The 24,759-nt window shown below is 72.3% G+C and carries 17 protein-coding genes; 8 read left to right on the top strand and 9 right to left on the bottom strand.

What is annotated here, in order from left to right; translation table 11 throughout:
- Window positions 1-45: 45 nt before the first annotated feature.
- Window positions 46-213, bottom strand: coding sequence for a hypothetical protein (locus AC0OLQ_RS25895; RefSeq protein WP_484528447.1), 168 nt, complete (start codon window positions 211-213; stop codon window positions 46-48).
- A 172-nt stretch (window positions 214-385) separates the two neighbouring features.
- Here AC0OLQ_RS25895 and AC0OLQ_RS25890 point away from each other — a divergent pair, with 172 nt between their 5' ends.
- Window positions 386-1,282 carry an IS982 family transposase gene (locus AC0OLQ_RS25890; protein ID WP_484532264.1) on the top strand — a complete coding sequence of 299 codons (897 nt, stop codon included), beginning with the start codon at window positions 386-388 and terminating at the stop codon, window positions 1,280-1,282.
- A 148-nt stretch (window positions 1,283-1,430) separates the two neighbouring features.
- Window positions 1,431-2,306, top strand: a complete 876-nt coding sequence (locus AC0OLQ_RS25885) for a hypothetical protein (protein WP_484528446.1) — start codon at window positions 1,431-1,433, stop codon at window positions 2,304-2,306.
- A 55-nt stretch (window positions 2,307-2,361) separates the two neighbouring features.
- Here the strand turns inward: AC0OLQ_RS25885 and AC0OLQ_RS25880 are convergent, their stop codons facing one another.
- Complete coding sequence (locus AC0OLQ_RS25880) at window positions 2,362-3,819, bottom strand: APC family permease (protein ID WP_484528445.1); 1,458 nt, start codon at window positions 3,817-3,819, stop codon at window positions 2,362-2,364.
- 370 nt (window positions 3,820-4,189) lie between these two features.
- Between AC0OLQ_RS25880 and AC0OLQ_RS25875 the strand changes: the two genes are divergently transcribed.
- The 3 genes from AC0OLQ_RS25875 (at window position 4,190) to pulA (ending at window position 11,280) form a co-directional block, all read left to right on the top strand.
- On the top strand, window positions 4,190-4,861 hold the full coding sequence (locus AC0OLQ_RS25875; RefSeq protein ID WP_484528444.1) for a cellulose binding domain-containing protein: 672 nt from the start codon (window positions 4,190-4,192) through the stop codon (window positions 4,859-4,861).
- 90 nt (window positions 4,862-4,951) lie between these two features.
- Window positions 4,952-5,638, top strand: coding sequence for a cellulose binding domain-containing protein (locus tag AC0OLQ_RS25870; protein WP_484528443.1), 687 nt, complete (start codon window positions 4,952-4,954; stop codon window positions 5,636-5,638).
- A gap of 143 nt (window positions 5,639-5,781) precedes the next feature.
- Entirely contained in the window at window positions 5,782-11,280 is a 5,499-nt protein-coding gene (gene pulA, locus AC0OLQ_RS25865; protein WP_484528442.1) for a pullulanase-type alpha-1,6-glucosidase, read from the top strand.
- A 65-nt stretch (window positions 11,281-11,345) separates the two neighbouring features.
- Here the strand turns inward: pulA and AC0OLQ_RS25860 are convergent, their stop codons facing one another.
- The 3 genes from AC0OLQ_RS25860 to AC0OLQ_RS25850 all read right to left on the bottom strand — a co-directional run bounded on the left by AC0OLQ_RS25860 (window position 11,346) and on the right by AC0OLQ_RS25850 (window position 17,234).
- The gene (locus AC0OLQ_RS25860; protein WP_484528441.1) at window positions 11,346-13,235 is read right to left on the bottom strand and encodes a hypothetical protein; all 1,890 of its coding nucleotides are present in this window, start codon (window positions 13,233-13,235) and stop codon (window positions 11,346-11,348) included.
- Window positions 13,236-13,529: 294 nt separating this feature from the next.
- Window positions 13,530-15,458, bottom strand: coding sequence for a hypothetical protein (locus AC0OLQ_RS25855; RefSeq protein ID WP_484528440.1), 1,929 nt, complete (start codon window positions 15,456-15,458; stop codon window positions 13,530-13,532).
- 300 nt (window positions 15,459-15,758) lie between these two features.
- On the bottom strand, window positions 15,759-17,234 hold the full coding sequence (locus AC0OLQ_RS25850) for an aminopeptidase P family protein (RefSeq protein WP_484528439.1): 1,476 nt from the start codon (window positions 17,232-17,234) through the stop codon (window positions 15,759-15,761).
- Window positions 17,235-17,345: 111 nt separating this feature from the next.
- On the opposite strand from AC0OLQ_RS25850, the gene asnB reads away from it, so the two are divergent.
- Window positions 17,346-19,307, top strand: coding sequence for an asparagine synthase (glutamine-hydrolyzing) (asnB, locus tag AC0OLQ_RS25845; RefSeq protein WP_484528438.1), 1,962 nt, complete (start codon window positions 17,346-17,348; stop codon window positions 19,305-19,307).
- Between the two features lie 57 nt (window positions 19,308-19,364).
- Here the strand turns inward: asnB and AC0OLQ_RS25840 are convergent, their stop codons facing one another.
- Entirely contained in the window at window positions 19,365-20,513 is a 1,149-nt protein-coding gene (locus AC0OLQ_RS25840; protein WP_484528437.1) for a lytic polysaccharide monooxygenase auxiliary activity family 9 protein, read from the bottom strand.
- 295 nt (window positions 20,514-20,808) lie between these two features.
- Between AC0OLQ_RS25840 and AC0OLQ_RS25835 the strand changes: the two genes are divergently transcribed.
- Window positions 20,809-21,738, top strand: coding sequence for a carbohydrate kinase family protein (locus AC0OLQ_RS25835; RefSeq protein WP_484528436.1), 930 nt, complete (start codon window positions 20,809-20,811; stop codon window positions 21,736-21,738).
- Window positions 21,739-21,751: 13 nt separating this feature from the next.
- Here the strand turns inward: AC0OLQ_RS25835 and AC0OLQ_RS25830 are convergent, their stop codons facing one another.
- Window positions 21,752-22,999 carry a multidrug effflux MFS transporter gene (locus AC0OLQ_RS25830; protein WP_484528435.1) on the bottom strand — a complete coding sequence of 416 codons (1,248 nt, stop codon included), beginning with the start codon at window positions 22,997-22,999 and terminating at the stop codon, window positions 21,752-21,754.
- 57 nt (window positions 23,000-23,056) lie between these two features.
- On the opposite strand from AC0OLQ_RS25830, the gene AC0OLQ_RS25825 reads away from it, so the two are divergent.
- Window positions 23,057-23,503: a MarR family winged helix-turn-helix transcriptional regulator gene (locus AC0OLQ_RS25825; protein WP_484528434.1), complete on the top strand. Its 447-nt coding sequence runs from the start codon at window positions 23,057-23,059 to the stop codon at window positions 23,501-23,503.
- Window positions 23,504-23,517: 14 nt separating this feature from the next.
- On the opposite strand, the gene AC0OLQ_RS25820 is transcribed toward AC0OLQ_RS25825, so the two are convergent.
- Together AC0OLQ_RS25820 and AC0OLQ_RS25815 are read right to left on the bottom strand one after the other, a co-directional pair.
- Window positions 23,518-24,348 carry an MBL fold metallo-hydrolase gene (locus tag AC0OLQ_RS25820; RefSeq protein WP_484528433.1) on the bottom strand — a complete coding sequence of 277 codons (831 nt, stop codon included), beginning with the start codon at window positions 24,346-24,348 and terminating at the stop codon, window positions 23,518-23,520.
- Window positions 24,345-24,749 carry a thioesterase family protein gene (locus AC0OLQ_RS25815; protein WP_484528432.1) on the bottom strand — a complete coding sequence of 135 codons (405 nt, stop codon included), beginning with the start codon at window positions 24,747-24,749 and terminating at the stop codon, window positions 24,345-24,347. The genes AC0OLQ_RS25820 and AC0OLQ_RS25815 overlap by 4 nt, the downstream gene beginning before the upstream one ends.
- Window positions 24,750-24,759: the final 10 nt, after the last annotated feature.

The raw sequence follows: 24,759 nt of genomic DNA, 5'->3' as shown, positions 1-24,759 counted from the left end.
CCCGTCGGCGCGGAACTCGGCAATCGTGACCAGGAAGCCGGCGGCTCAGCGGACCAGGGCCCGCGGCGCCCGCCGCCGGGGCAGCGCGTCGAGCAGCGCGCCGTCGGCCACGTCGGCCACGCCGGCCACGTCGGCGACGAAGGCGTCGACGGCCTCCCGGGTGACGCCCGGCATGCAGATCAGGTGACTGCGACCGGCGCTGCTGGCCAGCACCCACCTGCCGATCAGCGACAGAGCCGGGGAACGCTTGCACACAGTTGATAACGCCTGCACTCAGTGAAATCATCGGCCGGGCGAATTCCAGCTAGACGAGTGATTCCCAACTCTGGGTTGGGCGGCGTGGCGGGTTGACCAGCACAAGAAGAGAGGGCATCGATGGTTGTTTGTGAAGACAGACCTCGACACCCTCTTGACCGCACTGTACGTCCTGATCGACGACCACGTCATCCCGCCGCATCGACGTGGGCCGGGCCGACCCAAGCGGCTGTCCGACTCCGAGCTGGTATGCCTGGCTGTGGCCCAGGTGCTGCTGGGTGCCCGCTCGGAGCACCATTGGCTGCGCCTGTGCTACGGCCGGCTCGGGCATCTGTTCCCGTACCTGCCCAAACAACCCGGATACCACAAGCGGGTCAAGGCCGCCGCGCCGCTGATCTGCCGGGCCACGCTGTACCTGGCCACGCTGTGCCCGTCGTGGCGCGACGACCTGCGGTTGCTGGATGCCACCCCGGTCCCGTGCGGCACGTCTCGGCCCACCGTGCAGCGTTCGGCGTTGGCAGAGATCGCCGGGTACGGCTACTGCGCCTCCCATTCGCGCTGGTACTGGGGGTTGAAGCTGTACCTGATGACCACCGCCGAGGGAATGCCGGTGGCGTGGTGCCTGGCCAACCCCAAGATCGGAGAGCGGGAGGTGGCCGAGGAGTTGCTGGCTCACGCCCGCGAACTGGGCTCGCTGTGCAGCGGCATGGTGGTGTTGGCGGACAAGGGCCTGTCCGGCAAGCAGATCGATCGGTACGCCGCCGAGCAGGTCGGGGTGCTGCTGGCCCGCCCGGACCGCAAGGACGAGCAACGCCGCTTCGGCAACCTCGCCGGTGTCCGGCAGTGGATCGAGTCGGTCAACGACACCCTGAAAGGCCAGCTCAACCTGGAAGGACACGGTGGGCGCACCCCGGCCGGAGTGTTCGCGCGCGTCGCGCAGCGGCTCCTCGCGATGGCCGCAGCGATCTGGCACAACTGGCGGACCAACGCACCCGTCAAGCGTTCCTTGATCGCGTACGACCACTGATCAATTCGGAATCACTCGTCTAGCCGGGAGCTGCCACGTGTCGCAGGATCACCGCTCGCCGCTGCCACGTCCGTCCGATGAGGCCACCTGGGGCCACCGCGCGGCCGACCGGCCGGCGTACCCGCCGATATCGCCGGTCAGGCCGCGGGTGGGGTGGGGAAGCCGCCGGCTCTCCGGGCCGGGCGCCGCGGCACCCGCACCGGCGCACCCGGTGACGCCGGGCGGCTACGGCGCGCCGGGCGCCCGCGGGTACGCCGCCGGGCCGGCCCCGGCGAGGTGGTCGTTGGGCGACGCGGCCGGGTCGACTGCCCGCGGCCACGCCGACCAGGCGGTCCAGCACCAGATCCGGCAGGCGGTGGTGCACCGGGTGCAGTACGCGAACGCCCTGCACGCCTCGCACTACTGGGACCTGCGCCGGACCACGCCGGTCGGGCCGCACGCGCTGATCTTCCTCTACGCCAGCCTGGACCCACGGTCCACCAATCCGCGCCAGCCGTACCACGAGATCAAGGCGGCGTCGCGGCTGTTCCGGGACGGCAGCGAGGTGCGGGATCTGCCGGCGCTGCTCGCCGAGCTGTGCGAGATCGCCGAGGGCTACCTGGCCGGGGGCGGGGTCTTCGACCCGGTCAGCCAGATGACCCAGGCCGGCGAGCCCATGCCCGCCGGGGCGCGCTACGTCGGCGTCTCCGTGTCGACCCTGCTCGGCAGCGGCGACGACGTCGGCGCCGAGCCGGCCGGGGTCGGCGGGACGGGGATCCCCGGGCGGAACCTGGTGGTCATGTCCGACGACAACGTGCTGGTGGTCGAGCGCTCGGCGCGGGCGCACGAGCAGGTCGTGGTGAACTCCACCGCCCCGCACTTTCCCGGCGGGGGCGTGGAGTACCGCAGCTGGCTTCCGCTCACCCCGGAGCAGCAGGTCCACCCGGCCTGGCGCTGGTTGCAGCACCTCAACCAGCTGGTGATGACCGGCCAGGAACGCAAGTTCGCGCTGGCCGGGTCCGCCGTGGGCCGGCGCCGGCGCTGAACACGCCGACGGCCCACCCTCGAGTCGGGGGCGGGCCGTCGCGCGTCCGCGCGTCCTACAGGGACCGGCCGACCAGATCCTGCTCGATCACCGCGAGTGGGCGCGGCTGGCCCTGCCCGACGTTTTCCAGCACCTCGGGGCGGGTGGCCGTGAGGACTGCGGCCCAGACCAGCCCCACCGCCGCGGCGGCCGCCACCGCGCCGGGGACCAGCCACTTCGTGGCGGAGCCCGCGGGCGCTCCGAGCACGGCGGAGAGGTTGACCAGCGTGGTGAGCAGAGCCGCGCCGACCAGCGCCGCTCCGATGGAGGGCGCGATCGTCCGCTGCCAGGCGCCCTCCTCGCCGCCGCCCCTGCGGAAGAAGGCGATCGTGGCGACCGAGGTGGCCGCCATCATCAGCAGCACCGCGATGGCCGCGACGCCGGAGAGCCAGCTGAACATGATGGCGACCGGGTCGGCCCCGGTCAGCGCGAAGACCAGGATGATCGCCAGGGCGATCGCCGACTGGAGCGCCGACCCGGCGATCGGCGCGCCGCCCCGGCCGACCCGCTCGAATACCGCCGGCAGCACCCGCTCCCGGCCGAGGCTGAAGGCGTACCGGGCGATCGAGTTGTGGAAGCTGACCATCGCGGCGAACACGCTGGTCACCACCAGGATGGTCGCGACGCTGCCGAGGACGGGGCTGGCGTGCGCCTGGAGGATCGAGAACGGCAGCCCGGCGTTCGGGTCGCGGGACTGCTCGACGACCCGGTCGGGGCCCACGGCCACGGCCAGGGCCCAGGCGGCGAGCGCGTAGAGGACCGCCAGCAGGATCAGCGCCGAGTAGGCAGCCCGGGACACGGCCTGCGGCGACCGGGACTCCTCGGAGTAGACGGCGGCCGACTCGTAGCCCACGAACGAGGCCGCGCAGAAGGCGACCACCCCGCCGATGCCGGGGACCAGCAGGTTGCCGGGGTCCAGCGGCGCGAAGCTCACCGACCCGCCGGCAGGGTGGGTGAACGAGATGAGCACGAAGAGCAGGATCACCGCGACCTCGGCGGCCAGCACCGCGCCCAGCAGGCCGACGCTGATCCGCGCCTTCAGCACGCCGACCAGGGCGACCCCGGCCCAGGCGAGCAGCGCCCAGGCCCACCACGTGCCGCCGAGGCTGTCACTGGCCACCGCGCCGAGCAGCCCGTACAGGCAGGTCTGGATGGCGTTGTAGCCGAGCAGCACGACGGGCGCGGCGACCACGCCCCAGAACCGTCCGAAGCCGGCCGCCAGGGCCGCGTAGAAGACCCCGGCGCTGGAGACGTAGCGGGCCATGGCCAGGTAGCCGACGGAGAAGAAGAGCAATGCGGCCGCGATCACGAGGAAGCCGAGCGGTGTGCCGGTGACGCCGGTCGAGGCGTACGTGGCGACGATCGCGCCGGCGAGCACCGCCATCGGGGAGGAGGCGGTCGCGCTGAACACCAACAGGGCGCCGGTGCCGAGGGACTTGCGGATGAGCCCGGTTGGCGCGCTGGCAATCTGCATGGAGCTGCTCCGAGTGGGGGAGGAGGGGTAGTCGGGGCGGCAGGGGGGTCGGCGGCCGACCGGCGGTGGCGGAGCGGACGCCCGTCGACGGCCTCCATGATGGACAGTGCGGGCGCGGGTGCGCGACCCTGCCCGGACCTGAGCCATCGAGGAGCTCCGACGGCTGAGCGCGGACAGCGTAGCCGACGACGCGGCGCGACGTGGTGGGTGCGGGGCGTGGCGAAGGGTCGGCCGGTGGGGCTCGATCCGGGGCTCGTGATCATCCGTTCCGGGCGTCCCGGATGTCCGGTCGGGTCGGATCGCCCCCGGCGTGATGTGCCGGTGAGGCGCGCTGGCTACGCTGGCGCGTCGACTATCAGGAGGGGGCCGCATGAGGGCCGGGCCAGCCCAGCCGTCCGACGCGCCGACGGCGCCGCGGGCGCTCACATCGGCGCCGTGGATCGTGGTGCTGCTCGGCGTCGGCCTGGCCGTCAGCCTGTTGGTGGTCGCCCTCCTCGCGCTTCGCGGGGAGGAACGCCAACCGGTGCCGGCGCCCGCCCCGCCGATGTACCTCCCCACCCTCGGAGTGGAGACCCCCACCGCCGCGCCGACGGCCGAAGCCGCGACCGTCGCCGCCACCGGGCCGGCGACGCCGTCGCCCAGCGCGAGCCCCTCGCCCACGGCCGGCGCGTCCCGGTCGGCGACGCCGCGGCCCCGTGCCTCGACGCGGGAGGCCGCGCCGGGTGCGCTCACCGCACGGTACGAGGCCACCGCGAGCGACCGGAGCGGGTTCGAGGCGCGGCTGACCGTGGTCAATGGCTCCGGTGGCGGCCAGCGCTGGGAGGTCGAGCTGCTCTTCGCCGGCAACGTGAAGACGATCGAGGCCTCGTCCACCTCGGGGGTGTCGGTCAGCACCGAGGGCAGCGGGGTGTTCGTGCTGCGCGGCACCGGGCCGCTGCCGGCCGGGCAGAGCGCCACGGTGCGGTTGCGGTTCGGCCGTACGGGCACCGGTGACCGGCCGGGCCAGTGCACGGTCAACGGCGCGGACTGCGTGATCGGCTGAGACTGAGCGCCGGCGGCGGGTGGACCTCGCGCTGTCCGGCGATCCTCGCGGTGGTTACGCTCGCCCGAGGGGGATCGACTGGGGAGGGTCATGTCCGGCACGCGACGCGCACGCCCGTCATCCGGCGCCGCCATCACCTCCTCGCCGTGGATCGTCGTCTCGATCGGCGTGATCGTCATGGTGGTCCTGCTGCTCGTGGCGCTCGGCTCGGTGCGCGGGCGGCGGACGTTCGCCGAGGCCCCGCCGCCGGCCCCGACGATGTCGCTGCCCCAGGTGCCGGTCACCACTCCCGCCACCCCCTCCACCCCGGGCGCGACCACCCGGCTGTCCGCGTCCGCCACCGGGCCGGTGACCCCCGGGCCGTCCCCCAGCTCGAGCGGGGTGCCCGCCCGGCCGAAGCCCAGCCCGTCGGCGAGCGCGGGCAGCCGCAGCGCGCAGCCCGCGCCACCGCCGCCCGCTCCTCCGGTGACCGGCCGGTACGGGGTGGTGAGCAGCTTCGACGGCGGGTTCATCGGTGAGGTGCGGCTGGTCAACACCGCCGACCAGGCGCAGGGCTGGACGGTGCGGCTGACCTTCCCGCGGGGCCGCCTCGTGACCGCCTGGGTCAGCGGCGCGGAGCAGGGCAGAGGCAGCTTTTCCGACGGCGTCTTCACCTACCGGGGCGGGGCGGACCTGGCGCCCGGGGAGTCGGTGGCGCTGCAGTTCCACTTTGAGCAGACGGGCACGACCCGGCCGACGACCTGCACGGTCAACGACGCCAACTGCTCCGGCTTCTGATCCTCGACCCCGGTCGCCTCCCGATTCGCCTTGCCGTGTTTCGCAAGACGGCTGCTTTGTTGCGACTCTGTTTGCAAGGTATTGCAGAATGTTTCGACGAGGGCTAGCGTGCGGGCGAATCAGCGACCAGAGAAAGGCCGTCGATGAAACCCCCGCCGATATCCCGCAAGGCCCTGGCCGCCCTGGCCTCCTCCCTCGTGCTCACCCTCGTCGGCGTGCCGGTGGCCCTCCACCAGGTGGGTGCCGACGGCAGCGACCGCCCCGCCGCCCCGGACGTGCTGGCCGCCGCGGGCGCCGCGCAGTGGAGCCGGGAGCCGTCCGCCGAGACGCTGCTCAAGGCCGGCAGCAGCAGCGCGAAAGCCGAGCAGTTCTACTTCGTCCTGCCGGACCGCTTCGCCAACGGCGACAAGCGCAACGACACCGGCGGGCTGACCGGTGACCGGCTCAGCACCGGCCTGGACCCCGCGGACAAGGGCTTCTACCACGGCGGTGACCTCAAGGGGGTCATCGACCGGATGGACTACATCCAGGGCCTCGGCACGACGGCCATCTGGCTCGCCCCGATCTTCAAGAACCGGCCCGTGCAGGGCACCGGCGCGGACGTCTCCGCCGGCTACCACGGCTACTGGATCACCGACTTCACCCAGGTCGACCCGCACTTCGGCAGCAACGCGGAGCTGAAGAAGCTGGTCGGCCTCGCCCACCAGCGGGGCATCAAGGTCTACCTGGACATCATCGTCAACCACACCGCGGACGTCATCCGGTACGCCGAGGACAGGTACGGCTACGTCGACAAGAAGACGTCTCCCTACACCGACGCGCAGGGGCGGGCCTTCGAGGACCGCAACTACGCCGACGGTACCCGGGCGTTCCCGCAGGTCGACAGCGGGTCGTTCCCGTACACCCCGACCTTCGCCAGCGCGGCCGACGCCAAGGTCAAGGTGCCGTCCTGGCTGAACGACCCGACCATGTACCACAACCGGGGCGACTCCACCTTCGCCGGTGAGAACAGCGAGAACGGCGACTTCTTCGGCCTCGACGACCTCTGGACCGAGCGTCCCGAGGTGGTCCGCGGCATGACCGACATCTACGCGCAGTGGATCGGCAAGGCCGGCGTCGACGGTTTCCGCCTCGACACGGTCAAGCACGCCAACCTCGACTTCTGGCCGCAGTTCACCCGCGGCATCGACGCCGCCGCCGCCAAGGCCGGCAAGCCCGACTTCTTCATGTTCGGCGAGGTCTACAGCGCCGACCAGGAGATCGAGTCGACCTACGTCCGGCAGGGCGGCCTGCCGGCCACCCTGGACTTCTCCTTCCAGGAGGCCGCGCGGGGCTACGCCGCCGCCGACGGCTCGGCCAGGGCGCTCGCCGACGTGTACGCCAGGGACGACCTCTACGCCGCCCGGGACACCGACGCCAACCGGCTGACCACCTTCCTCGGCAACCACGACATGGGCCGGATCGGCTCGTTCATCGCGACCGCCGGCGGGGACGACGTCAGCCAGCTCCGCCGCGACCAGCTCGCCCACCAGCTGATGTTCCTCACCCGCGGCCAGCCGGTCGTCTACTCCGGCGACGAGCAGGGCTTCACCGGACCCGGCGGGGACAAGGACGCCCGGCAGGACATGTTCGCCAGCCGGACGGCGGACTACCTCGACGACGACCTGATCGGCACCACCCGTACCCACGCCGCCGACCAGTACGACACCACCCACCCGCTCTACCGGACCATCGCCGAGCTGGGTGAGCTGCGGCAGGCCCACCCCGCGCTGCGGGACGGCATCCAGGTCACCCGCTACGCGGCCGACGGCCCCGGCGTCTTCGCCTTCTCCCGGGTCCTGCCCGCGGACCGCACCGAGTACGTCGTCGCGGTCAACAACGCCGCGACCGCGCAGACTGTCACCGTGGACACCTGGTCGGCCGGCGCCACCTTCAGCGGCGTCTACGGCGGCGCGGGCACCACGACCGCCGGCGCCGACGGCATGCTGGGCGTCACCGTGCCGGCCATGTCGGCCGTGGTGCTCAAGGCCGACCGGGCGATCCCGCAGGCCGGCGCGGCCCCGCGGATCACCCTCACCGAGCCGGGCGACACCCCGGTGGCCACCAAGGCCGCCGTCACCGCGCAGGTCACCGGCGGCCCGCTGGCGACCGTCACCTTCGCCGCCCGGGTGCCCGGCGGCCGGTGGACCCTGCTGGGCAGCGCGCACCGGGCGCCGTACACCGTCCACCACGACCTGACCGGCCTGGCCGGCGGGACGAAGGTCGAGTACAAGGCCGTGGTCCGCGACGGCAAGGGACGGGTGGCCGCCGCCCGCACCACCGGTGTGGTCGGCACCCCGGCGCAGAGCGCCTCACGGGACTGGGCGGTCGTGCACTACCAGCGGCCCGCCGGCGGGTACGCCGACTGGGGCCTCTACACCTGGGGCGACATCGACCCGGCCTACCAGACCGAGTGGCCCAAGGGGCAGCCGTTCGCGGGTGAGGACTCCTTCGGCCGGTTCGCCTGGGTCAAGCTGAAGCCGGGCGCCCAGTCGGTCGGGTTCCTCGTGGTCGACAAGGACGGGAACAAGGACGCCCCGAACGACCGCACCATCGACGTGACGCAGACCGGCGAGGTCTGGGTCAAGCAGGGCGACCCGACCCTCTATCCGACCCGGCAGGCCGCCACCGGCGAGCCCGACCCGCCGGTCGACCAGAGCACCGCGGTCATCCACTGGCGCAAGGCGGACGGGAACTACGACGGCTGGGGCCTGCACCTCTGGGACGGCGCCGCCAACCCGACTGACTGGGGCAACCCGCTGAAGCCGGAGAAGATCGACGCGTACGGCGCGGTCTTCCGGGTGCCGCTGGCCGCCGGCGCGACCGGGCTGAACTACATCGTGCACAACGGTGACGTGAAGGATCAGCCCGACGACCAGCGGCTGGACTTCGCCACCGCCGGGCACGAGGTCTGGCTGCTCGCCGGGGTCAAGGGCCGGCTGCTGCCACCGACCTCGTCCGGCGTGGCCAGGGACCTCGACATCACCAAGCAGAAGGCGCAGTGGATCGACCGGTCCACCGTGGCCTGGCAGACCGGGCCGACCGACGGCAAGCGGTACGCCCTGGTGGCCGCCCCGGTCGGCGGGCTCGCCATCGCCGACGGGGAGCTGACCGGGACGTACACCACGCTGCCGCTGCGGGCGGGGCGCAACGGGCTGACCGAGGCCCAGCGGCAGGCGTACCCGCAGCTCTGGGCCTACCGCGCGTTCACGCTGAACCGCGCCGACCTGGCCAAGGTGCCCGCGGCGCTGCGCGGCCAGCTCGTGGTGACCGAGCGGGACGCCGACGGCAACCTGCTCGGCGCCACCGGGGTGCAGATCCCCGGCGTCCTCGACGACGTCTACCGGCCCGCCACCCGGGCGAAGCTCGGCCCGACGTTCGCCGGCAAGGTGCCCACGCTGGCCGTCTGGGCGCCCACCGCCCGGAAGGTGTCGCTCCAGCTCTTCTACTCGCCGACGGCCGAGCCGACGACCGTGGCGATGCGCCGTGACGACACCACCGGCGTCTGGTCGGTGCGCGGCACGAGGTCGTGGACCGGCCGGTACTACCGCTACCAGGTGGAGGCCTGGCAGCCGGCGGCGCAGAAGGTGGTCACCGCCGCGGTCACCGACCCCTACTCGGTGGCCCTCGCGCCGGACTCGACGCACAGCCAGATCGTCGACCTGGCCGACCCGGCGCTGGCCCCGGCCGGTTGGGCGAACCTGCGCAAGCCGGCGGCGGTGCCCTCGGCGAAGGCGCAGATCCAGGAGGTGTCGGTCCGCGACTTCTCCATCGCCGACACCACCGTGCCGGCCGACCGGCGGGGCACCTACCTCGCCTTCACAGACCCGGAGACGGCCGGGATGAAGCACCTCCGGGCGCTCGGCGACGCCGGGGTCAACTACCTGCACCTGCTGCCGGCGTTCGACTTCGCCACCATCCCCGAGCGGCGGGCCGACCAGGCGCAGCCCGCCTGCGACCTGGCCGGGCTGCCGCCGGACTCCGACGAGCAGCAGAAGTGCGTCGCGGCGGTGGCCGGGAAGGACGGCTACAACTGGGGGTACGACCCGCTGCACTACACCGTGCCCGAGGGTGGCTACGCCGTCGACCCGGCCGGGGCGAAGCGGACCACCGAGTTCCGGCAGATGGTCGCCGGGATCAACCAGGCCGGCCTGCGCGTGGTGATGGACGTCGTCTACAACCACACCTCGGCCGCCGGCACCGACCCGAAGTCGGTGCTCGACCAGGTGGTGCCGGGCTACTACCAGCGGCTGCTGCCCGACGGCACCGTCGCCAACTCGACCTGCTGCGCCAACACCGCCCCGGAGCACGCCATGATGGGCAAGCTCGTGGTGGACTCGCTGGTCACCTGGGCCAGGGCGTACAAGGTGGACGGCTTCCGGTTCGACCTGATGGGCCACCACCCGAAGGCGAACATCCTGGCCGTCCGCGCCGCGCTGGACGAGCTGACCCCGGCCCGCGACGGCGTGGACGGGAAGAAGATCCTGCTCTACGGCGAGGGCTGGAACTTCGGCGAGGTCGCCAACGACGCCCTGTTCGTGCAGGCCACCCAGGCCAACATGGCCGGCACCGGGATCGGCACCTTCAACGACCGGCTCCGCGACGCGGTGCGCGGCGGCGGACCGTTCGACGGCAACCCGCGGATCCAGGGCTTCTCGTCCGGGCTCTTCACCGACCCCAACGGGGACGACGTCAACGGCTCCGCCGCGGAGCAGAAGGCGCGGCTGCTGCACCAGCAGGACCTGATCAAGGTGGGGCTCACCGGCAACCTGCGCGGCTACCGGTTCACCGACTCGTCCGGCCGGCCGGTCACCGGCGCTCAGGTGGACTACAACGGCTCGCCGGCCGGCTACACCGCCGCGCCGGGCGAGGCGGTCACCTACGTCGACGCGCACGACAACGAGATCCTCTACGACGCCCTCGCGTACAAGCTGCCGCAGGGAACCGCGGCGCAGGACCGGGCCCGGATGCAGGTGCTCGCCCTGAGCACGGTGGTGATGGGGCAGGGGACCGGGTTCGTGACGGCCGGCTCGGAGCGGCTGCGCTCCAAGTCGCTGGACCGCAACTCGTACGACTCCGGTGACTGGTTCAACCAGATCCGCTGGGACTGCGCCCAGGGCAACGGCTTCGGCGCCGGCCTACCGCCCGAACAGGACAACAAGGACAAGTGGCCGTACGCCAAGCCGCTGCTGGCCGACCCGAAGCTGGTGCCCGACTGCGCCGCGATCGACCTGGCCGACGCCCGGTACGCGGAGCTGCTGAGGATCCGGCGTTCCTCGCCGGTCTTCGGGCTGACCACCGCCGACCAGGTGCAGAAGCGGGTCGCCTTCCCGCTCTCCGGCGACCGGGAGACCCCGGGCGTGATCACCATGACCCTGGACGCCCGCGGGCTGGGCGGGAAGTGGAAGTCGGTCACCGTGGTCTTCAACGGCACCCCGGAGACGGCGAAGCAGACCGTCGCCGGCCTGCGCGGGGCGAACGTTGCGCTGCACCCGGTGCTGAGGAACTCCGCCGACCCGGTGCTCCGGACGGCGTCGTTCGACCGCTCCGGCGGCACGTTCACCGTGCCGGCGCGCAGCGTGGCGGTCTTCGTCCAGAGCTGACCCCGATCACGGTCCGGCCCCCCGCCACCAAGGTGGCAGGGGGCCGGACCCGTTGTGCAGCTGGTTCAGTTGAAGCAGTCCTTGACGGTGCCCGCGCAGTTGGTCGGGTCGTTGTTGGACACGGTGGACTTGTCGTCGAGGCGGACCTTGCCCTTGTGGTTGAGGATGCCGCCGGCGACGCGGTGGTTCTTGGAGCTGTCGGTGGCGGTGTTCTTGGTGACGTGGGTCTTGGTCAGGGTGACCGTGCCCTTGTTGTTGAAGATGCCGCCGCCGTTGAGGGCGGTGTTGCCCTTGATCTCGGTGTCCCGGAGGGTGAGGGTGGCGTTGTCGCCCTCGTCTTCGGGCCAGTCCTGGTAGCCGTCCTCGACCTTGTCCAGGCCGGTGGCGCCGTTGAAGATGCCGCCGCCGAACCGGCCGGCGCTGTTGTCGAGGATCTTGCTGTCGGAGATGGTGGCCGAGGCCTCGTCCTTCTTGTCGCGGCCGTCCTGGCCGTACTCACCGTTCTGGCCGTACTCACCGTTCTGGCCGTTCATGGTGTTGTCGTTGCGGCCGTCACGCTTCTTCTCTTCGCCGCCGGTGTTGACGATGCCGCCGCCGTCCTTGTCGGCGTGGTTCTTGATCACGGCGACCTTGTCGAGGTCGAGGTTGGTGTCGCGGGCGTAGATGCCGCCGCCGCTGTCGCAGGCGCTGTTGCCCTTGATGTCGGACAGGACGATCTTGACGAAGCCGCCGGCGCTGAAGATGCCGCCGCCGTTCTCGCCGGCCCGGTTGTCCTCGATGGAGGTCTTGAAGATCTCCACGCTGCCGGCCTTGTCCCGGTCGTCATGCCGGTTGTCGGAGCTGAGGTCGTTGCCCTTGTGGTCGTCCCGGTCCTTGCCCTCGCCGTTGGCGATGCCGCCGCCGTTCTTGCCGGCGGTGTTGTTGGCGACGTGGGAGTCCTTGACCGTGAGGACGCCGACGGTGAAGATGCCACCGCCGTTCTTCTGGGCGTGGTTGTCCTCGATCTTGCTCTCCTCGACGTCGACCCGGCCGAAGTTGGCGATGGCGCCGCCGTTGCCCTCGGCGTTGTTGCGGGTCAGCGTGACCTTCTTCAGGTGGGCGCTGCCGCCGCGCTCGACGAGGATCGCGCCGCCGTCGGCGTCGCCCTCCTTCTTGTTGTCGTTCTGACCCGGGCCGTCCATGGGAGCCGCACCGCCCTGGCCGCCCTGGGCGGCCGGCGGGGTCTGCGGCCCACCGGGGACCTGCGGCCCACCTGGTCCGCCCGGTCCGCCCGGTCCGCCCGGTCCGCCCGGTCCACCGGGTCCGCCCGGTCCACCGGGTCCGCCCGGTCCGCCGGGTCCGCCCGGGTTGCCGTACTTGAACTCGGCGGCGTTGCCGTCCTTGACGGTGAGGTCCTTCAGGGTCAGGTCGCCGCCGTCGACGACCCGGAAGATCCGGAAGGCGTCCTCGGAGTCGCGCTTGATCGTGGCGTCGTTGCCCTTGATCGTGAGCTCCTGCCGGATGGTCGGCAGACCGGAGCCGTCCTTCTTGTCGCTGAAGCTCAACTCGTAGGTGCAGTGCTTGGCCAGCTCGAGCGTGCCGCCGTGGTCCCGGTTGGCCAGGTCGACAGCCTCGATCAGCTTCTCCTCGTCACAGGGCACCTCCCGCACGCGCCCGTGCTCGTCGTGGTCCCGGCCCTTGTCCCGGTCGCGGTCGCCGCGGTCCTTGCCGTCACCGGCGGACTCGTCCGCGGCGTTGTCCGCGCCGCCGTCGTCCTTGAGCTGCTGGGCGGTCGACCACTTCACGTCCGCGAGCCGGTGGGGGCCGGTGGCTCCCGTGGTCGCGTACGCCACGCCGGCGAGGCTGACCGCTCCGGTCAGGCCTACGACGCCGGTGGCGAGCCAGAGCCGACGACGACGGATCGGGGAGGTGGTCTCACGGGTGGCGTCATCGTTATTGCGAAGGTAGTTGGACATCGGAGCTCTCTGCCCTCTCCTTGTACCGACAAGGTCGCTTCGCCTCGGCGAGGAGACCTTCGCTACAAATCGGTTGTAGCTGCTGAAGAACACCGTATGGGAATCTTCTTCACCTGGTGCTCTTATACGAAAAAAGCCCACATTCGGGCGTGGGCGGTGCGGCGAGCGCAGAGCGGCGCGGAGCGGGCCGGGGGTGTCACGGGCGGCGAAGGCCACCGCCGCGGGCCGAAAGGGGGTGGGAACCCCTTTCCGCCGTGGCGCGGCGGAAAGGGGTTCCCACTGTTATGTGGTGGTTCAGTTGAAGCAGTCCTTGACGGTGCCCGCGCAGTTGGTCGGGTCGTTGTTGGACACGGTGGACTTGTCGTCGAGGCGGACCTTGCCCTTGTGGTTGAGGATGCCGCCGGCGACGCGGTGGTTCTTGGAGCTGTCGGTGGCGGTGTTCTTGGTGACGTGGGTCTTGGTCAGGGTGACCGTGCCCTTGTTGTTGAAGATGCCGCCGCCGTTGAGGGCGGTGTTGCCCTTGATCTCGGTGTCCCGGAGGGTGAGGGTGGCGTTGTCGCCCTCGTCTTCGGGCCAGTCCTGGTAGCCGTCCTCGACCTTGTCCAGGCCGGTGGCGCCGTTGAAGATGCCGCCGCCGAACCGGCCGGCGCTGTTGTCGAGGATCTTGCTGTCGGAGATGGTGGCCGAGGCCTCGTCCTTCTTGTCGCGGCCGTCCTGGCCGTACTCACCGTTCTGGCCGTACTCACCGTTCTGGCCGTTCATGGTGTTGTCGTTGCGGCCGTCACGCTTCTTCTCTTCGCCGCCGGTGTTGACGATGCCGCCGCCGTCCTTGTCGGCGTGGTTCTTGATCACGGCGACCTTGTCGAGGTCGAGGTTGGTGTCGCGGGCGTAGATGCCGCCGCCGCTGTCGCAGGCGCTGTTGCCCTTGATGTCGGACAGGACGATCTTGACGAAGCCGCCGGCGCTGAAGATGCCGCCGCCGTTCTCGCCGGCCCGGTTGTCCTCGATGGAGGTCTTGAAGATCTCCACGCTGCCGGCCTTGTCCCGGTCGTCATGCCGGTTGTCGGAGCTGAGGTCGTTGCCCTTGTGGTCGTCCCGGTCCTTGCCCTCGCCGTTGGCGATGCCGCCGCCGTTCTTGCCGGCGGTGTTGTTGGCGACGTGGGAGTCCTTGACCGTGAGGACGCCGACGGTGAAGATGCCACCGCCGTTCTTCTGGGCGTGGTTGTCCTCGATCTTGCTCTCCTCGACGTCGACCCGGCCGAAGTTGGCGATGGCGCCGCCGTTGCCCTCGGCGTTGTTGCGGGTCAGCGTGACCTTCTTCAGGTGGGCGCTGCCGCCGCGCTCGACGAGGATCGCGCCGCCGTCGGCGTCGCCCTCCTTCTTGTTGTCGTTCTGACCCGGGCCGTCCATGGGAGCCGCACCGCCCTGGCCGCCCTGGGCGGCCGGCGGGGTCTGCGGCCCACCGGGGACCTGCGGCCCACCTGGTCCGCCCGGTCCGCCCGGTCCGCCCGGTCCGCCCGGTCCACCGGGTCCGCCCGGTCCACCGGGTCCGCCCGGTCCGCCGGGTCCGCCCGGGTTGCCGTACTTGAACTCGGCGGCGTTGCCGTCCTTGACGGTGAGGTCCTTCAGGGTCAGGTCGCCGCCGTCGACGACCCGGAAGATCCGGAAGGCGTCCTCGGAGTCGCGCTTGATCGTGGCGTCGTTGCCCTTGATCGTGAGCTCCTGCCGGATGGTCGGCAGACCGGAGCCGTCCTTCTTGTCGCTGAAGCTCAACTCGTAGGTGCAGTGCTTGGCCAGCTCGAGCGTGCCGCCGTGGTCCCGGTTGGCCAGGTCGACAGCCTCGATCAGCTTCTCCTCGTCACAGGGCACCTCCCGCACGCGCCCGTGCTCGTCGTGGTCCCGGCCCTTGTCCCGGTCGCGGTCGCCGCGGTCCTTGCCGTCACCGGCGGACTCGTCCGCGCGGTTCTGCGCGTCCGCGTCCTCGCCCCGCTTGTCGTCCGCCTTGCCGGCGTCGCTGGCGTTCTGTGGCGCCGCCGCGTGGTTGTCCGCGACCCGCTGCGGGTCGTCGGACTTGTTGTCGCGAGCGGCGAGGCCACCGAGGGCCGCCAGGCCGACGACGCCGGTCAGCCCGGCCACGCCGGTGGCGACCCAGAGTGCCCGCCGCCTGTTCGTCGGCGGGGGCATCGGTGCCCCGCCGTCGGAAGTCGTTACGTCGTTCGACATCAGAGCCTTCCGCCCTTTCGGTTTCTACCAAAGGGGTCGCACCGGATCTCAGTGATGCGACCAGCTACAAATGGGTTGCAGCCTCTGATCGCCACCGTATGAGAAGGATCCTCGCGACGCGGACGGATCCGAAGAAATCGCGCATTTGGCTCACATCCGGCCGGTCGGCGTGACCGGGGCGTAGCCGCCCCAGGAGGATCGTGAGCAGCGCAAACGACGACGGGCCCGGCGCCGGCGTCAAACCGCGAGAAACCTCGCAGACGCTGGCGGCGGGCCCGTCGTCGGGTGGTGCCTGTCGGGTCAGCCGGGCAGGCGGGGGCCGGCCTCGCGCTGCTCGGCCAGCCAGGTCTCCACCTCGTCCGAGCGGCGCGGCAGCCCGGCCGAGAGGTTCACCGCGCCGTCGGCGGTGACCAGGATGTCGTCCTCGATCCGCACGCCGATGCCGCGCAGCTCCTCGGGGACCAGCTCGTCCTCCGGCTGGAAGTAGAGCCCCGGCTCGACGGTGAGCACGTAGCCCTCGCCGAGCGGCCCGTCCCGGTAGGTCTCCTTGCGGGCGTTGGCGCAGTCGTGCACGTCGATGCCGAGCATGTGGCTGGTGCCGTGCAGCGTCCAGCGGCGGTAGACCGTCGACGCCGGGTCCATGGCCTCGTCGACGCTCACCGGCAGCAGGCCGAGATCCTTCAGCGCCTCGGCGAGCACCCGCATGGCGGTCAGGTGCACCTCGCGGAACGCCAAGCCCGGCTTGATCACGTCGATGCCGGCCTGCTGGGCGGCGTAGACCGCGTCGTAGACCTGGCGCTGGAGCGGGGTGAACCGGCCGTCGACCGGGAGCACCCGGGTGACGTCGGCGGTGTAGAGGTTGCGGTTCTCCACGCCCATGTCCATGAGCAAAAGCTCGCCCGGGCGGGTCGCGCCGTGGTTGCGCACCCAGTGCAGGATCGTGGCGTGCTCGCCGGCGCCGACGATCGAGCCGTACCCGACGTCGTTGCCGTCGTGCCGGGCCCGCAGCGCGAAGATCCCCTCCAGCAGCCGCTCGGAGACCGCCCGGTCGGCCGGGAGCGCCCGGGCCACATCCTCGAAGCCGCGGACGGTGGCGTCGCACGCCTCCTGGAGCTGGGCGATCTCCCACTCGTCCTTGACCAGCTTCAGCTCGGAGATCGCGATGGCCAGCTCGCGGTCGCGGCCCGGCTGCCCCTCGGCCCGCGCCCCGTCGTACGGCCGCACCGCGGCGTCCACCCGGGCGTCGAAGCCGCGCAGCACCCGGGTCCGCCCCGGCGCCAGCTCGGCCAGCGCCGCGTCCAGCTCGTTGAGGTCGGCGGTGGGCAGGCCCAGCTCGGTCGACTTCTCCTTCAGCGTCGGCCGCCGGCCCACCCACAGCTCGCCGTGCCGGCTGCGGAAGAACTCGTCGGTCGCCCGGGACGACCGGGGCCGCATGAACAGCGTGGCCTCGCCGCCCGGCCGCAGCACCAGCACGCTGTCCGGCTCCAGGTCGCCGGTCAGGTACGCGAAGTCGCTGCCCGGCCGGAACCGGTGGTCGGTGTCGTTGGCGCGTACCTTCTCGGTGCCGGTCGGGATGACCAGCGTCTCCCCCGGGAAGGCCTCGGCCAGCGCGGCCCGCCGCTTCGCGTGGTTGGGCACCTCCGGTCGGGGACCGACCGGCAGCTCCGTGTCCCGCCAGCCCTCCCGCATGAAGGACAGGAACGCCTCCGGGAAGTCCGGGTCGTGCGATTCGGTGCCGTCCGCCGGCTTGCCCTGCTGCGTCCGCTCCTCGGCCATTGATCCGCCTCCTCCGCCTCGTCGCTGGTCCAGACGGTACCGCGCGCGTGGCGGCGGGGAGTGCCTGCGGTGCCGCGACGGTGGCTTCCGCCGCGTGGAAAGATGACGGCCATGTGCGGACTCCTGGCCTTTTTCAGCGCGCGCGGTGACGCCGCCGCTCACCGCGACCACATCGCCGGAGCACTGGAGTGCCTGCACCACCGCGGCCCGGACGAGACCGGGGTCGAGGTGGTCGGCGACGCCTCCGGCCGGTACGCGGACGGAGTGTTCGCGCACAAGCGGCTGGCGATCATCGACGTGGCGCTCAGCCACGAGCCGCTGCCCTACGCGAACGACCGCTACCTGCTCACCTTCAACGGTGAGATCTACAACTACATCGAGCTGCGGGACGAGCTGATCCGGGACTACGGCGCCCAGTTCGCCACGAACGGCGACGGCGAGGTGATCGTCGCCGGCTACCACTACTGGGGTGAGCAGGTGCTCACCCGGCTGCGCGGCATGTTCGCCTTCGTGATCTGGGACCGGCAGGAGCGGCGGGCCTTCGGCGCCCGGGACTACTTCGGCATCAAGCCGCTGCACTACCTGGAGACCCAGGACGGGCTCTACCTGGCCTCGGAGAAGAAGGCGCTGCTGCCCTTCGCGCACTCGGCGTACCAGGGCGACGCGGGGATCGACACCGCCAACCTGAGCCACTATCTGACCCTGCAGTACGTTCCCGAGCCGGGCACGCTGCACAAGGGGATCAGCCGGATCGGGTCGGGGGAGTACCTGACCTGGACGCCGGGCGGCCGGATCGAGGTGCGCCGCTGGTACCGGCCGGTGTTCCGCCCGGCCCCGGTCGCCGACGAGCAGAAGCTCTACCACGAGATCCGGGAGACGCTGCGGGAGAGCGTCCGGATGCACATGCGCTCGGACGTGCCGGTCGGCTCGTTCCTCTCCAGCGGCATCGACTCCACCGCCGTGGTGGCCCTGGCCCGGGAGTTCAACCCGAACATCCTCACCTTCACCGTCGGCTACGACGTGCCGGGCTACTCCGAGATCGACGTGGCCCAGGAATCGGCCCGGCACCTCGACGTGACCACCATCCCGACCAAGATCGGGCCGCAGGACATGATCGAGGCGCTGCCGAAGATCATCTGGCACCTGGACGACCCGGTCGCCGACCCGGCCCTGGTGCCGCTCTACTTCGTGGCGAAGAAGGCGGCCGAGCACGTCACGGTGGTGCTCTCCGGCGAGGGCGCGGACGAGTTCTTCGGCGGCTACACCATCTACCGCGAGCCGCTCTCGCTCAACGCGGTGAACAGCCTGCCCGGTGGGGTGCAGAAGGGTCTGCGGGCGGTCTCCAAGGCCATCCCGCAGGGCGTCAAGGGCAAGAGCTTCCTGGAGCGCGGCACCACCCCGATCGAGGAGCGCTACTACGGCAACGCCCGGATGTTCACCGAGGAGGAGAAGCAGCACCTGCTGCGTCGCTACGACCCCTCGGTCCGCTACACCGACGTCACCGCGCCGATCTACGCCGAGGCCACCGAGCTGGACGACGTCACCAAGATGCAGTACGTCGACCTCTACACCTGGCTGCGCGGCGACATCCTGGTCAAGGCCGACCGGATCTCGATGGCCCACTCGCTGGAGGTCCGGGTGCCCTTCCTGGACCGCGAGGTGTTCAAGGTGGCGGCCGGCATCCCGGTCGACCTGAAACTGCCGCCGCGCTCCGAGGCCACCAAGTACGCGATGCGCCAGGCGTTGCAGGGCGTGGTGCCGCCGGCCATCGTCAACCGCAAGAAGCTGGGCTTTCCGACCCCGACCCGGGTCTGGCTGCGCGGCGAGATGTACGAGTGGGCCCGGCACGTGCTGGCCACCTCCGGCGCGGGGGACCTGATCGACCTGTCGTACGCGATGCGGCTGCTGGACGAGCACAAGCGGGAGGAGGCGGACCACTCGCGCAAGGTGTGGACCGTGCTGATCTTCTGCATCTGGCACGCCATCTTCGTGGCGAAGACCCTCGACCCGGGCATCCAGCGCAACCAGTCGGCCCTGCTCACCAAGCCGGTGGTCGGCAGCATGGTGCGCTGACGCGAGCGTGCCGAAGGGCCCCCGGGGCGTACCCCGGGGGCCCTTCTCATTTCCGGGTCAACGGCCGGTGCAGGTGACCGTGGGCAGGGTGTTGGTGCCGGTCGTGTTCGCGGTGAAGCCGAACGTGGTGGTGCCCTCCGGTGGGACGCTGCCGTTGTAGGCGGCGTTGGTGACCGTCACGGCCGCCCCGCTGGTGCTCACCGTGCCGTTCCAGAGCTGGGTGATGGTCTGGCCGCTGGGCCAGGTCCAGTTCGCCGTCCAGCCGCCGTAGGTCCGGGTGCTGTGGTTCATGATCATGACCTCGCCCTGGAAGCCACCGCCCCAGGCGCTGACCACCTTGTAGACCGCCATGCAGGCGCCGCCCGGCGTGGTCGGGGTCGGCGTCGGGCTCGGCGAGGTCGGGGTGGGCGTCGGGCTGGTCGGGCCCGGCGTCGGCGTGGTGGGGGCCGGTGACGGCGTGCCGCCGGAGCCGATTCCGGTCACCTCGCCGTTGCCGCCGTCGAAGGTCACGTCGGAGCAGCCGAAGAAGTTCTCCTGGCTGTCCGAGCGGACCCAGCGGGAGTAGATGATGTGCCGGCCGCTCTTGTTGGCCGGCAGCGAGCCGGTGAAGTAGTAGTGCCCGTCGTTGGTGCCCACCGAGCCGCGCTGCGGCGGGTTGGTCACCTGGAGGAACGGCTGCTCCTCCAGGTCGCTCCAGGCCAGCGGCCGGGTCGGGCTCCAGCTGTCCTTGGTCACGTAGAAGTAGAAGGTGCCCGGGTGGTGGGCCCAGTTGCTGTAGCGGAACTCCATCGACCGCCCGGCCGTCAGGTGGGTGACCGGCCAGTCGTTGCGGGCCTGGTCGTAGCCGCTGAAGTTCGGGTTGCCGCCGCTGCACAGCTTGCCGTCGGGGATGAACCCGACGGTGCGGCCGCCGGCGTCGGAGCGCAGCACGCTGAACCAGTTGTAGAGCGAGTTGGCCCCGCTCTCGGCGACCGCCGCCGCGCAGGCGGGGTTGGTCGGCCTGACCTCCCCGGTCGCGGTGAGGCCGTCCTTCCAGCAGAGGTAGGTCCGGGCGCCCGGGGTCATCGCCGCGCCGTGCGCGGCGGCCGGGTCGGAGCCGGTGGCCAGGGCGAACGCGCCCAGGGTCAGGGTGGCGGCCGCGGTGAGCAGCGCGGCCGTACGGGATCGGTGCACGGGAACTCCTGACTCGCGGGGCGCGACCCGCATCGGCCCGCCCCGCTGCGACGAGCGGATGCGACGATCGCGGTGCCACGCCCGGCGGTCGGAGTGCGGCCGGGGCCGTCGGGGGACGCGCACCGCCTGCGGTCCGTGTCACGGACCGGTCAGTGCCCTCGCGTCGGCTCGACCCGGCGGCGCGGCAGCCCCCGCGCGCCCTCCCGGCACGCGCAATCCCATCACGTCCGGGCATCCCGCGCAATAGCCGCCCGTCGATGCGGGAGTCTCGTCGCGCCGGGCCCCGCCATGCGCCAGGATCGGAGGTACACCGACGGAGGGAGCCAGGATGGGGTACGCGGTGGTGCTCGGCGAGGCGCTGGTCGACCTGCTCGACGCCGAGCACGACGGGGAACCTGTCTACCGGCAGGCGATCGGCGGAGGGCCGCTCAACGTGGCCGTCGCGGTGGCCCGGCTCGGCGGCGCCGTCGAGTTCGTCGGGTCGCTCGGTGACGACGCGCTCGCCGCGCGGATCCGCGCCTTTCTGTGCGCCGCCGGCGTGGGGCTGGCCGGGGCGGTCACGGTGCCCGCCCCGACGGCGCTGGCCGTGGCCACCTTCGCCGGCCCGGAACCGGACTTCCGCTTCTACGGCGAGCCCCGCTCGTACGCCCTGCTGACCGCCGACGACCTGGACGTGGCCCTGGTCGAGGGCGCGCAGGTGGTCTACTGCGGCTCGATCGTGCTGCTCGACCCGCCGGTGCTGGCCGCCGCCCGCCGCGCCTGGACGATCGCCGGGGCGCTGCGGGTCTTCGACCCGAACGTGCGCCCCAGCCTGCTCGCGGGCCCCGGCGCGCTGGACGGCCTGCGCGGGGTGGTCGCCGAGTTCGCCGCCAGCGCCCACCTGGTCAAGCTGAGCGCCGCCGACGCCCGCCACCTCTATCCGCACGAGCCGGTCGAGGGCGTCGCCGCGTACCTGCGGGAACTGGGCGCGGGGACCGTTGTGGTCACCCTCGGCGCGGACGGCGCCCTGGTCGCCGCCGCCGACGACGTGGTACGCGTCCCCGCGCCGAAGGTCGACGCGGTGGACGCCACGGGCGCGGGCGACTCGGTGATGGGTGCGCTCATCGCCGACCTGCTGAACGCCGGTGAGCCGGTGGACCCGACGGGCTGGCGGGACCGGGTGGCCTTCGCCCTGCGGGTGGCCGGGCTGGTCTGCGAGTCGCCCGGCGGGGCCACCGCCATGCCCACCCGGGAGGCGGTGGCCAACCGGTTCCGCTGACCGGCCGCCCGGGTCAGCGGGGGCGGGCCAGGGCGAGCACGGCGGTGAGGGAGAGGGCGGCGGCGGCGGCCAGCACGACGGCCATCGGCACGGCGCTGCCCTCGCCGCCGAGCCCGACCAGGGGTGCGGCGAGCGCGCCGATCACCGACTGCACGCCGCCCAGCAGCGCGGCGGCGGTGCCGGCGTGCCGGGCGTGCGCGTCCAGCGCCAGCGCGGTGCTGTTCGGCGTCACCATGCCCAGCGAGCCGACGAAGGCGAACAGCGCCACCGCGAACACGGCGAGACTGCCGCCGAGCGCTCCGGTGAGCACCCCGGCCGCGGCCACCACGCCCACCACGCCCGTGGTGACCAGCAGTCGGCGCGGGCTGAACCGGTCGAGCAGCCGGGCGTTCACCTGCCCGGTGGCCACCAGGGCGAGCGCGTTGAGGCCGAAGATCAGGCTGAACGCCACCGCGGAGACGCCGAAGACGTCCTGGAACACGAAGGACGATCCGGAGATGTACGCGAACAGCCCGGCGAAGGCGAAGCCCTGGGTCAGCGCGTACCCGAGGTAGATCCGGTCGGTGGCCAGCGACCGCATGGTCCGGGCGGTGGCGGCCAGGCCGCCGGTGCTGCGGCGTTCGGCCGGCAGCGTCTCCGGAAGGCGCAGGGCGACCGCGACGGCGAGCAGCAGCCCGATGGCGGCCAGGGTCAGGAAGACCGCCCGCCAGTCGCCGAACCGCAGCACCAGGCTGCCGACGCTCGGCGCGGCCACCGGCGCGACGCCGAAGACCAGGGTGAGCCGGGAGAAGTACTTCGCGGCCGCGCGGCCGGAGTAGAGGTCGCGGACCACGGCCCGGGCGACCACCACGCCCATGCCGCCGGCCAGGCCCTGGGCGAACCGCGCGGCGGCGAGCATCGGGGCGCTCGGCGCCGCCGCGCAGGCGAGCGCGAGCAGGGCGTACCCGACGACGCCGATCAGCACCGGGCGGCGCCGCCCCCACCGGTCGCTGAGCGGGCCGGTGACGAACTGCCCGATGGCGAGGCCGATCAGGCAGGTGGTCAGCGAGAGTTGGATGCCGGCCTGGTCGGCGCCGAGGTCGCGGGTCATCGCGGGGAACGCCGGCAGGTACATGTCCAGCGAGAGCGGGCCGATCGCGGTGAGCGTGCCGAGCAGCACCAGGAGGGTCGCTCCGCCGCCCCGTGCGGCCGGCGGGTCGACGGTCGGGCGCGCGACGGTCCGCACGGTCTGGCTCACGAGGTTCCCCCTGAGGTCGGTCATCTCGGGGTAACCTTAGCTCTGTACTCAGAACTATTGCGATGTGAAGAAGGTGACTCCGTGTCGAGGGAAGAGGGCATCGCGGGGTTCGGGGCCGTACTGGGGGAGCTGCACCGGCTGCTGCGCCGCAGAACCATCGCCCGGGCCAACCGCGACGCCCTGCCCGAGGCGCAGGTGGAGGTGCTCCACCTGGTCCGCGCCGAGCCGGGGATCAGCGGCAAGGAGGTGGCGCGGCGGCTGGGCACCGCGCCGAACACGGTCAGCACCCTGGTCAGCGACCTCACCGACGCCGGGCTGCTGGCGCGCGACCGCGACCCGGCCGATCGCCGGGTGGTACGGCTCACCCTCACCGACGCCGCCCGCACCCGGATGGCCGACTACGCGACCCACCGCAGCGCCCTGCTCACCGAGGCCCTGGCCACCCTCGACCCGCCCGCCCGCGACGCGATCCTCGCCGCCGCCCCGCACCTCGACGCCCTGCTCACCGCCCTGCGCGCCCGCCCCTGAACGCCCCAGCGCGCTCAGGCCGCGCCGTCGAGCTCGGCGTAGCCGCGGCGGGCGGCGATCAGACCGGGACGAGCGCCGAACGGCGACTCGGCGGCCACCCGCTCGGGCGGGGCGTTGCCGGTGTGGCCGGCCCGGATCAGCCAGGCCTGCCGGGCGAGCTGCGCGTGCTGTTCCCGGACGAACTCCACGTCCACCGGATCGCCGTGCCCCGGCACCACCACCGTGGCCGGCGTGGTCAGCCGGAGCAGCCCGGCCACCGCCTCCGGCCACTGCACCGGGTACGACTCCTCGAAGGCCGGCGGCCCGCTCTGCTCCACCAGATCGCCGGCGACCAGCACGTCCGCGTCCGGCACGTGCACCACCAGGTCGGCGTCGGTGTGCCCGTGTCCGGGGTGGTGCAGCACCACCCGCCGGCCGCCCACGTCCAGCACCGCCTCGCGGTGCACCGGGTGGGTCGGGGCCAGCAGCTCGGTCCGGGCCAGCTCGGCGGCCAGCTCCGGCTGCTCCGCGCGCATCTCCTCGTACGCGGCCCGGCGCAGCTCGTCCGGGTGGTCGCGGAGCACCGCCGCGGCCTGGGCGTGCGCGTACACCGGGCGGGGCGGATCGGCGGCCAGGGTGGCGTTGCCGAAGCAGTGGTCGAAGTGGTGGTGGGTGTTGACGATCGTCCACGGGTGCGGGGTGACCGCCCGGGCCGCCGCGGCCAGCTCCCGGGCCTGCCCGGCGGTGGAGAGCGTGTCCACCAGGAGCGCCGCGCCGTCGCCCACCACCAGCGTCACGTTGACCCGCAGCAGCGGGTCGCGCAGCACGTGCACGCGGTCGGCGACCTCGACGAACCGGGCGCTCATGACGCCCGCACGGCGCGCTCGACGAAGCGCTGCCGATCGACCAGCGCCCGCTCGACCCGCCCGGTGGCCACGACCTCGTTCCCGTCGGTCACGATCACCTCGAAGGTCAACCGCCGGCCGTCGACCTTGACCAGCTCCGCCCGGGCCGCCACGGTCCGGCCGACCGGGGTCGCCGCGCGGTGCTCCAGCTCGACGCAGGTCCCGACGGTCGTCGACCCGGCGGGCAGCCGGGCCGCGGTGGCCGCCACGGTCGCCGCCTCGGCCAGCGCGAGCACCCGGGGCGTGCCGAGCACCGGCACGTCGCCCGAGCCCACCGCCTGCGCGGTGTCCGTGTCGGTGACGGTCAGCTCGACCCGGGCGGTCAGGCCCGGGAGGAGAGGCGGGTCCGGCTGCTCCTGCATGGGCCGAGCC

It is taken from the genome of Micromonospora sp. Utrum1 (genome assembly GCF_057197805.1).
The sequence above is the reverse complement of the archived record's forward strand: the minus strand, read 5'-3'. Positions and strand labels throughout refer to the sequence as shown.

Excerpts from the sequence above, each read along its gene's own strand:
- AC0OLQ_RS25880 (WP_484528445.1), bottom strand. The coding sequence starts at position 3,819 with ATGCAGATTGCCAGCGCGCCAACCGGGCTCATCCGCAAGTCCCTCGGC.
- AC0OLQ_RS25875 (WP_484528444.1), top strand. The coding sequence starts at position 4,190 with ATGAGGGCCGGGCCAGCCCAGCCGTCCGACGCGCCGACGGCGCCGCGG.
- AC0OLQ_RS25870 (WP_484528443.1), top strand. The coding sequence starts at position 4,952 with ATGTCCGGCACGCGACGCGCACGCCCGTCATCCGGCGCCGCCATCACC.
- pulA (WP_484528442.1), top strand. The coding sequence starts at position 5,782 with ATGAAACCCCCGCCGATATCCCGCAAGGCCCTGGCCGCCCTGGCCTCC.
- AC0OLQ_RS25860 (WP_484528441.1), bottom strand. The coding sequence starts at position 13,235 with ATGTCCAACTACCTTCGCAATAACGATGACGCCACCCGTGAGACCACC.
- AC0OLQ_RS25855 (WP_484528440.1), bottom strand. The coding sequence starts at position 15,458 with ATGTCGAACGACGTAACGACTTCCGACGGCGGGGCACCGATGCCCCCG.
- AC0OLQ_RS25850 (WP_484528439.1), bottom strand. The coding sequence starts at position 17,234 with ATGGCCGAGGAGCGGACGCAGCAGGGCAAGCCGGCGGACGGCACCGAA.
- asnB (WP_484528438.1), top strand. The coding sequence starts at position 17,346 with ATGTGCGGACTCCTGGCCTTTTTCAGCGCGCGCGGTGACGCCGCCGCT.
- AC0OLQ_RS25840 (WP_484528437.1), bottom strand. The coding sequence starts at position 20,513 with ATGCGGGTCGCGCCCCGCGAGTCAGGAGTTCCCGTGCACCGATCCCGT.
- AC0OLQ_RS25835 (WP_484528436.1), top strand. The coding sequence starts at position 20,809 with ATGGGGTACGCGGTGGTGCTCGGCGAGGCGCTGGTCGACCTGCTCGAC.
- AC0OLQ_RS25830 (WP_484528435.1), bottom strand. The coding sequence starts at position 22,999 with ATGACCGACCTCAGGGGGAACCTCGTGAGCCAGACCGTGCGGACCGTC.
- AC0OLQ_RS25820 (WP_484528433.1), bottom strand. The coding sequence starts at position 24,348 with ATGAGCGCCCGGTTCGTCGAGGTCGCCGACCGCGTGCACGTGCTGCGC.
- AC0OLQ_RS25815 (WP_484528432.1), bottom strand. The coding sequence starts at position 24,749 with ATGCAGGAGCAGCCGGACCCGCCTCTCCTCCCGGGCCTGACCGCCCGG.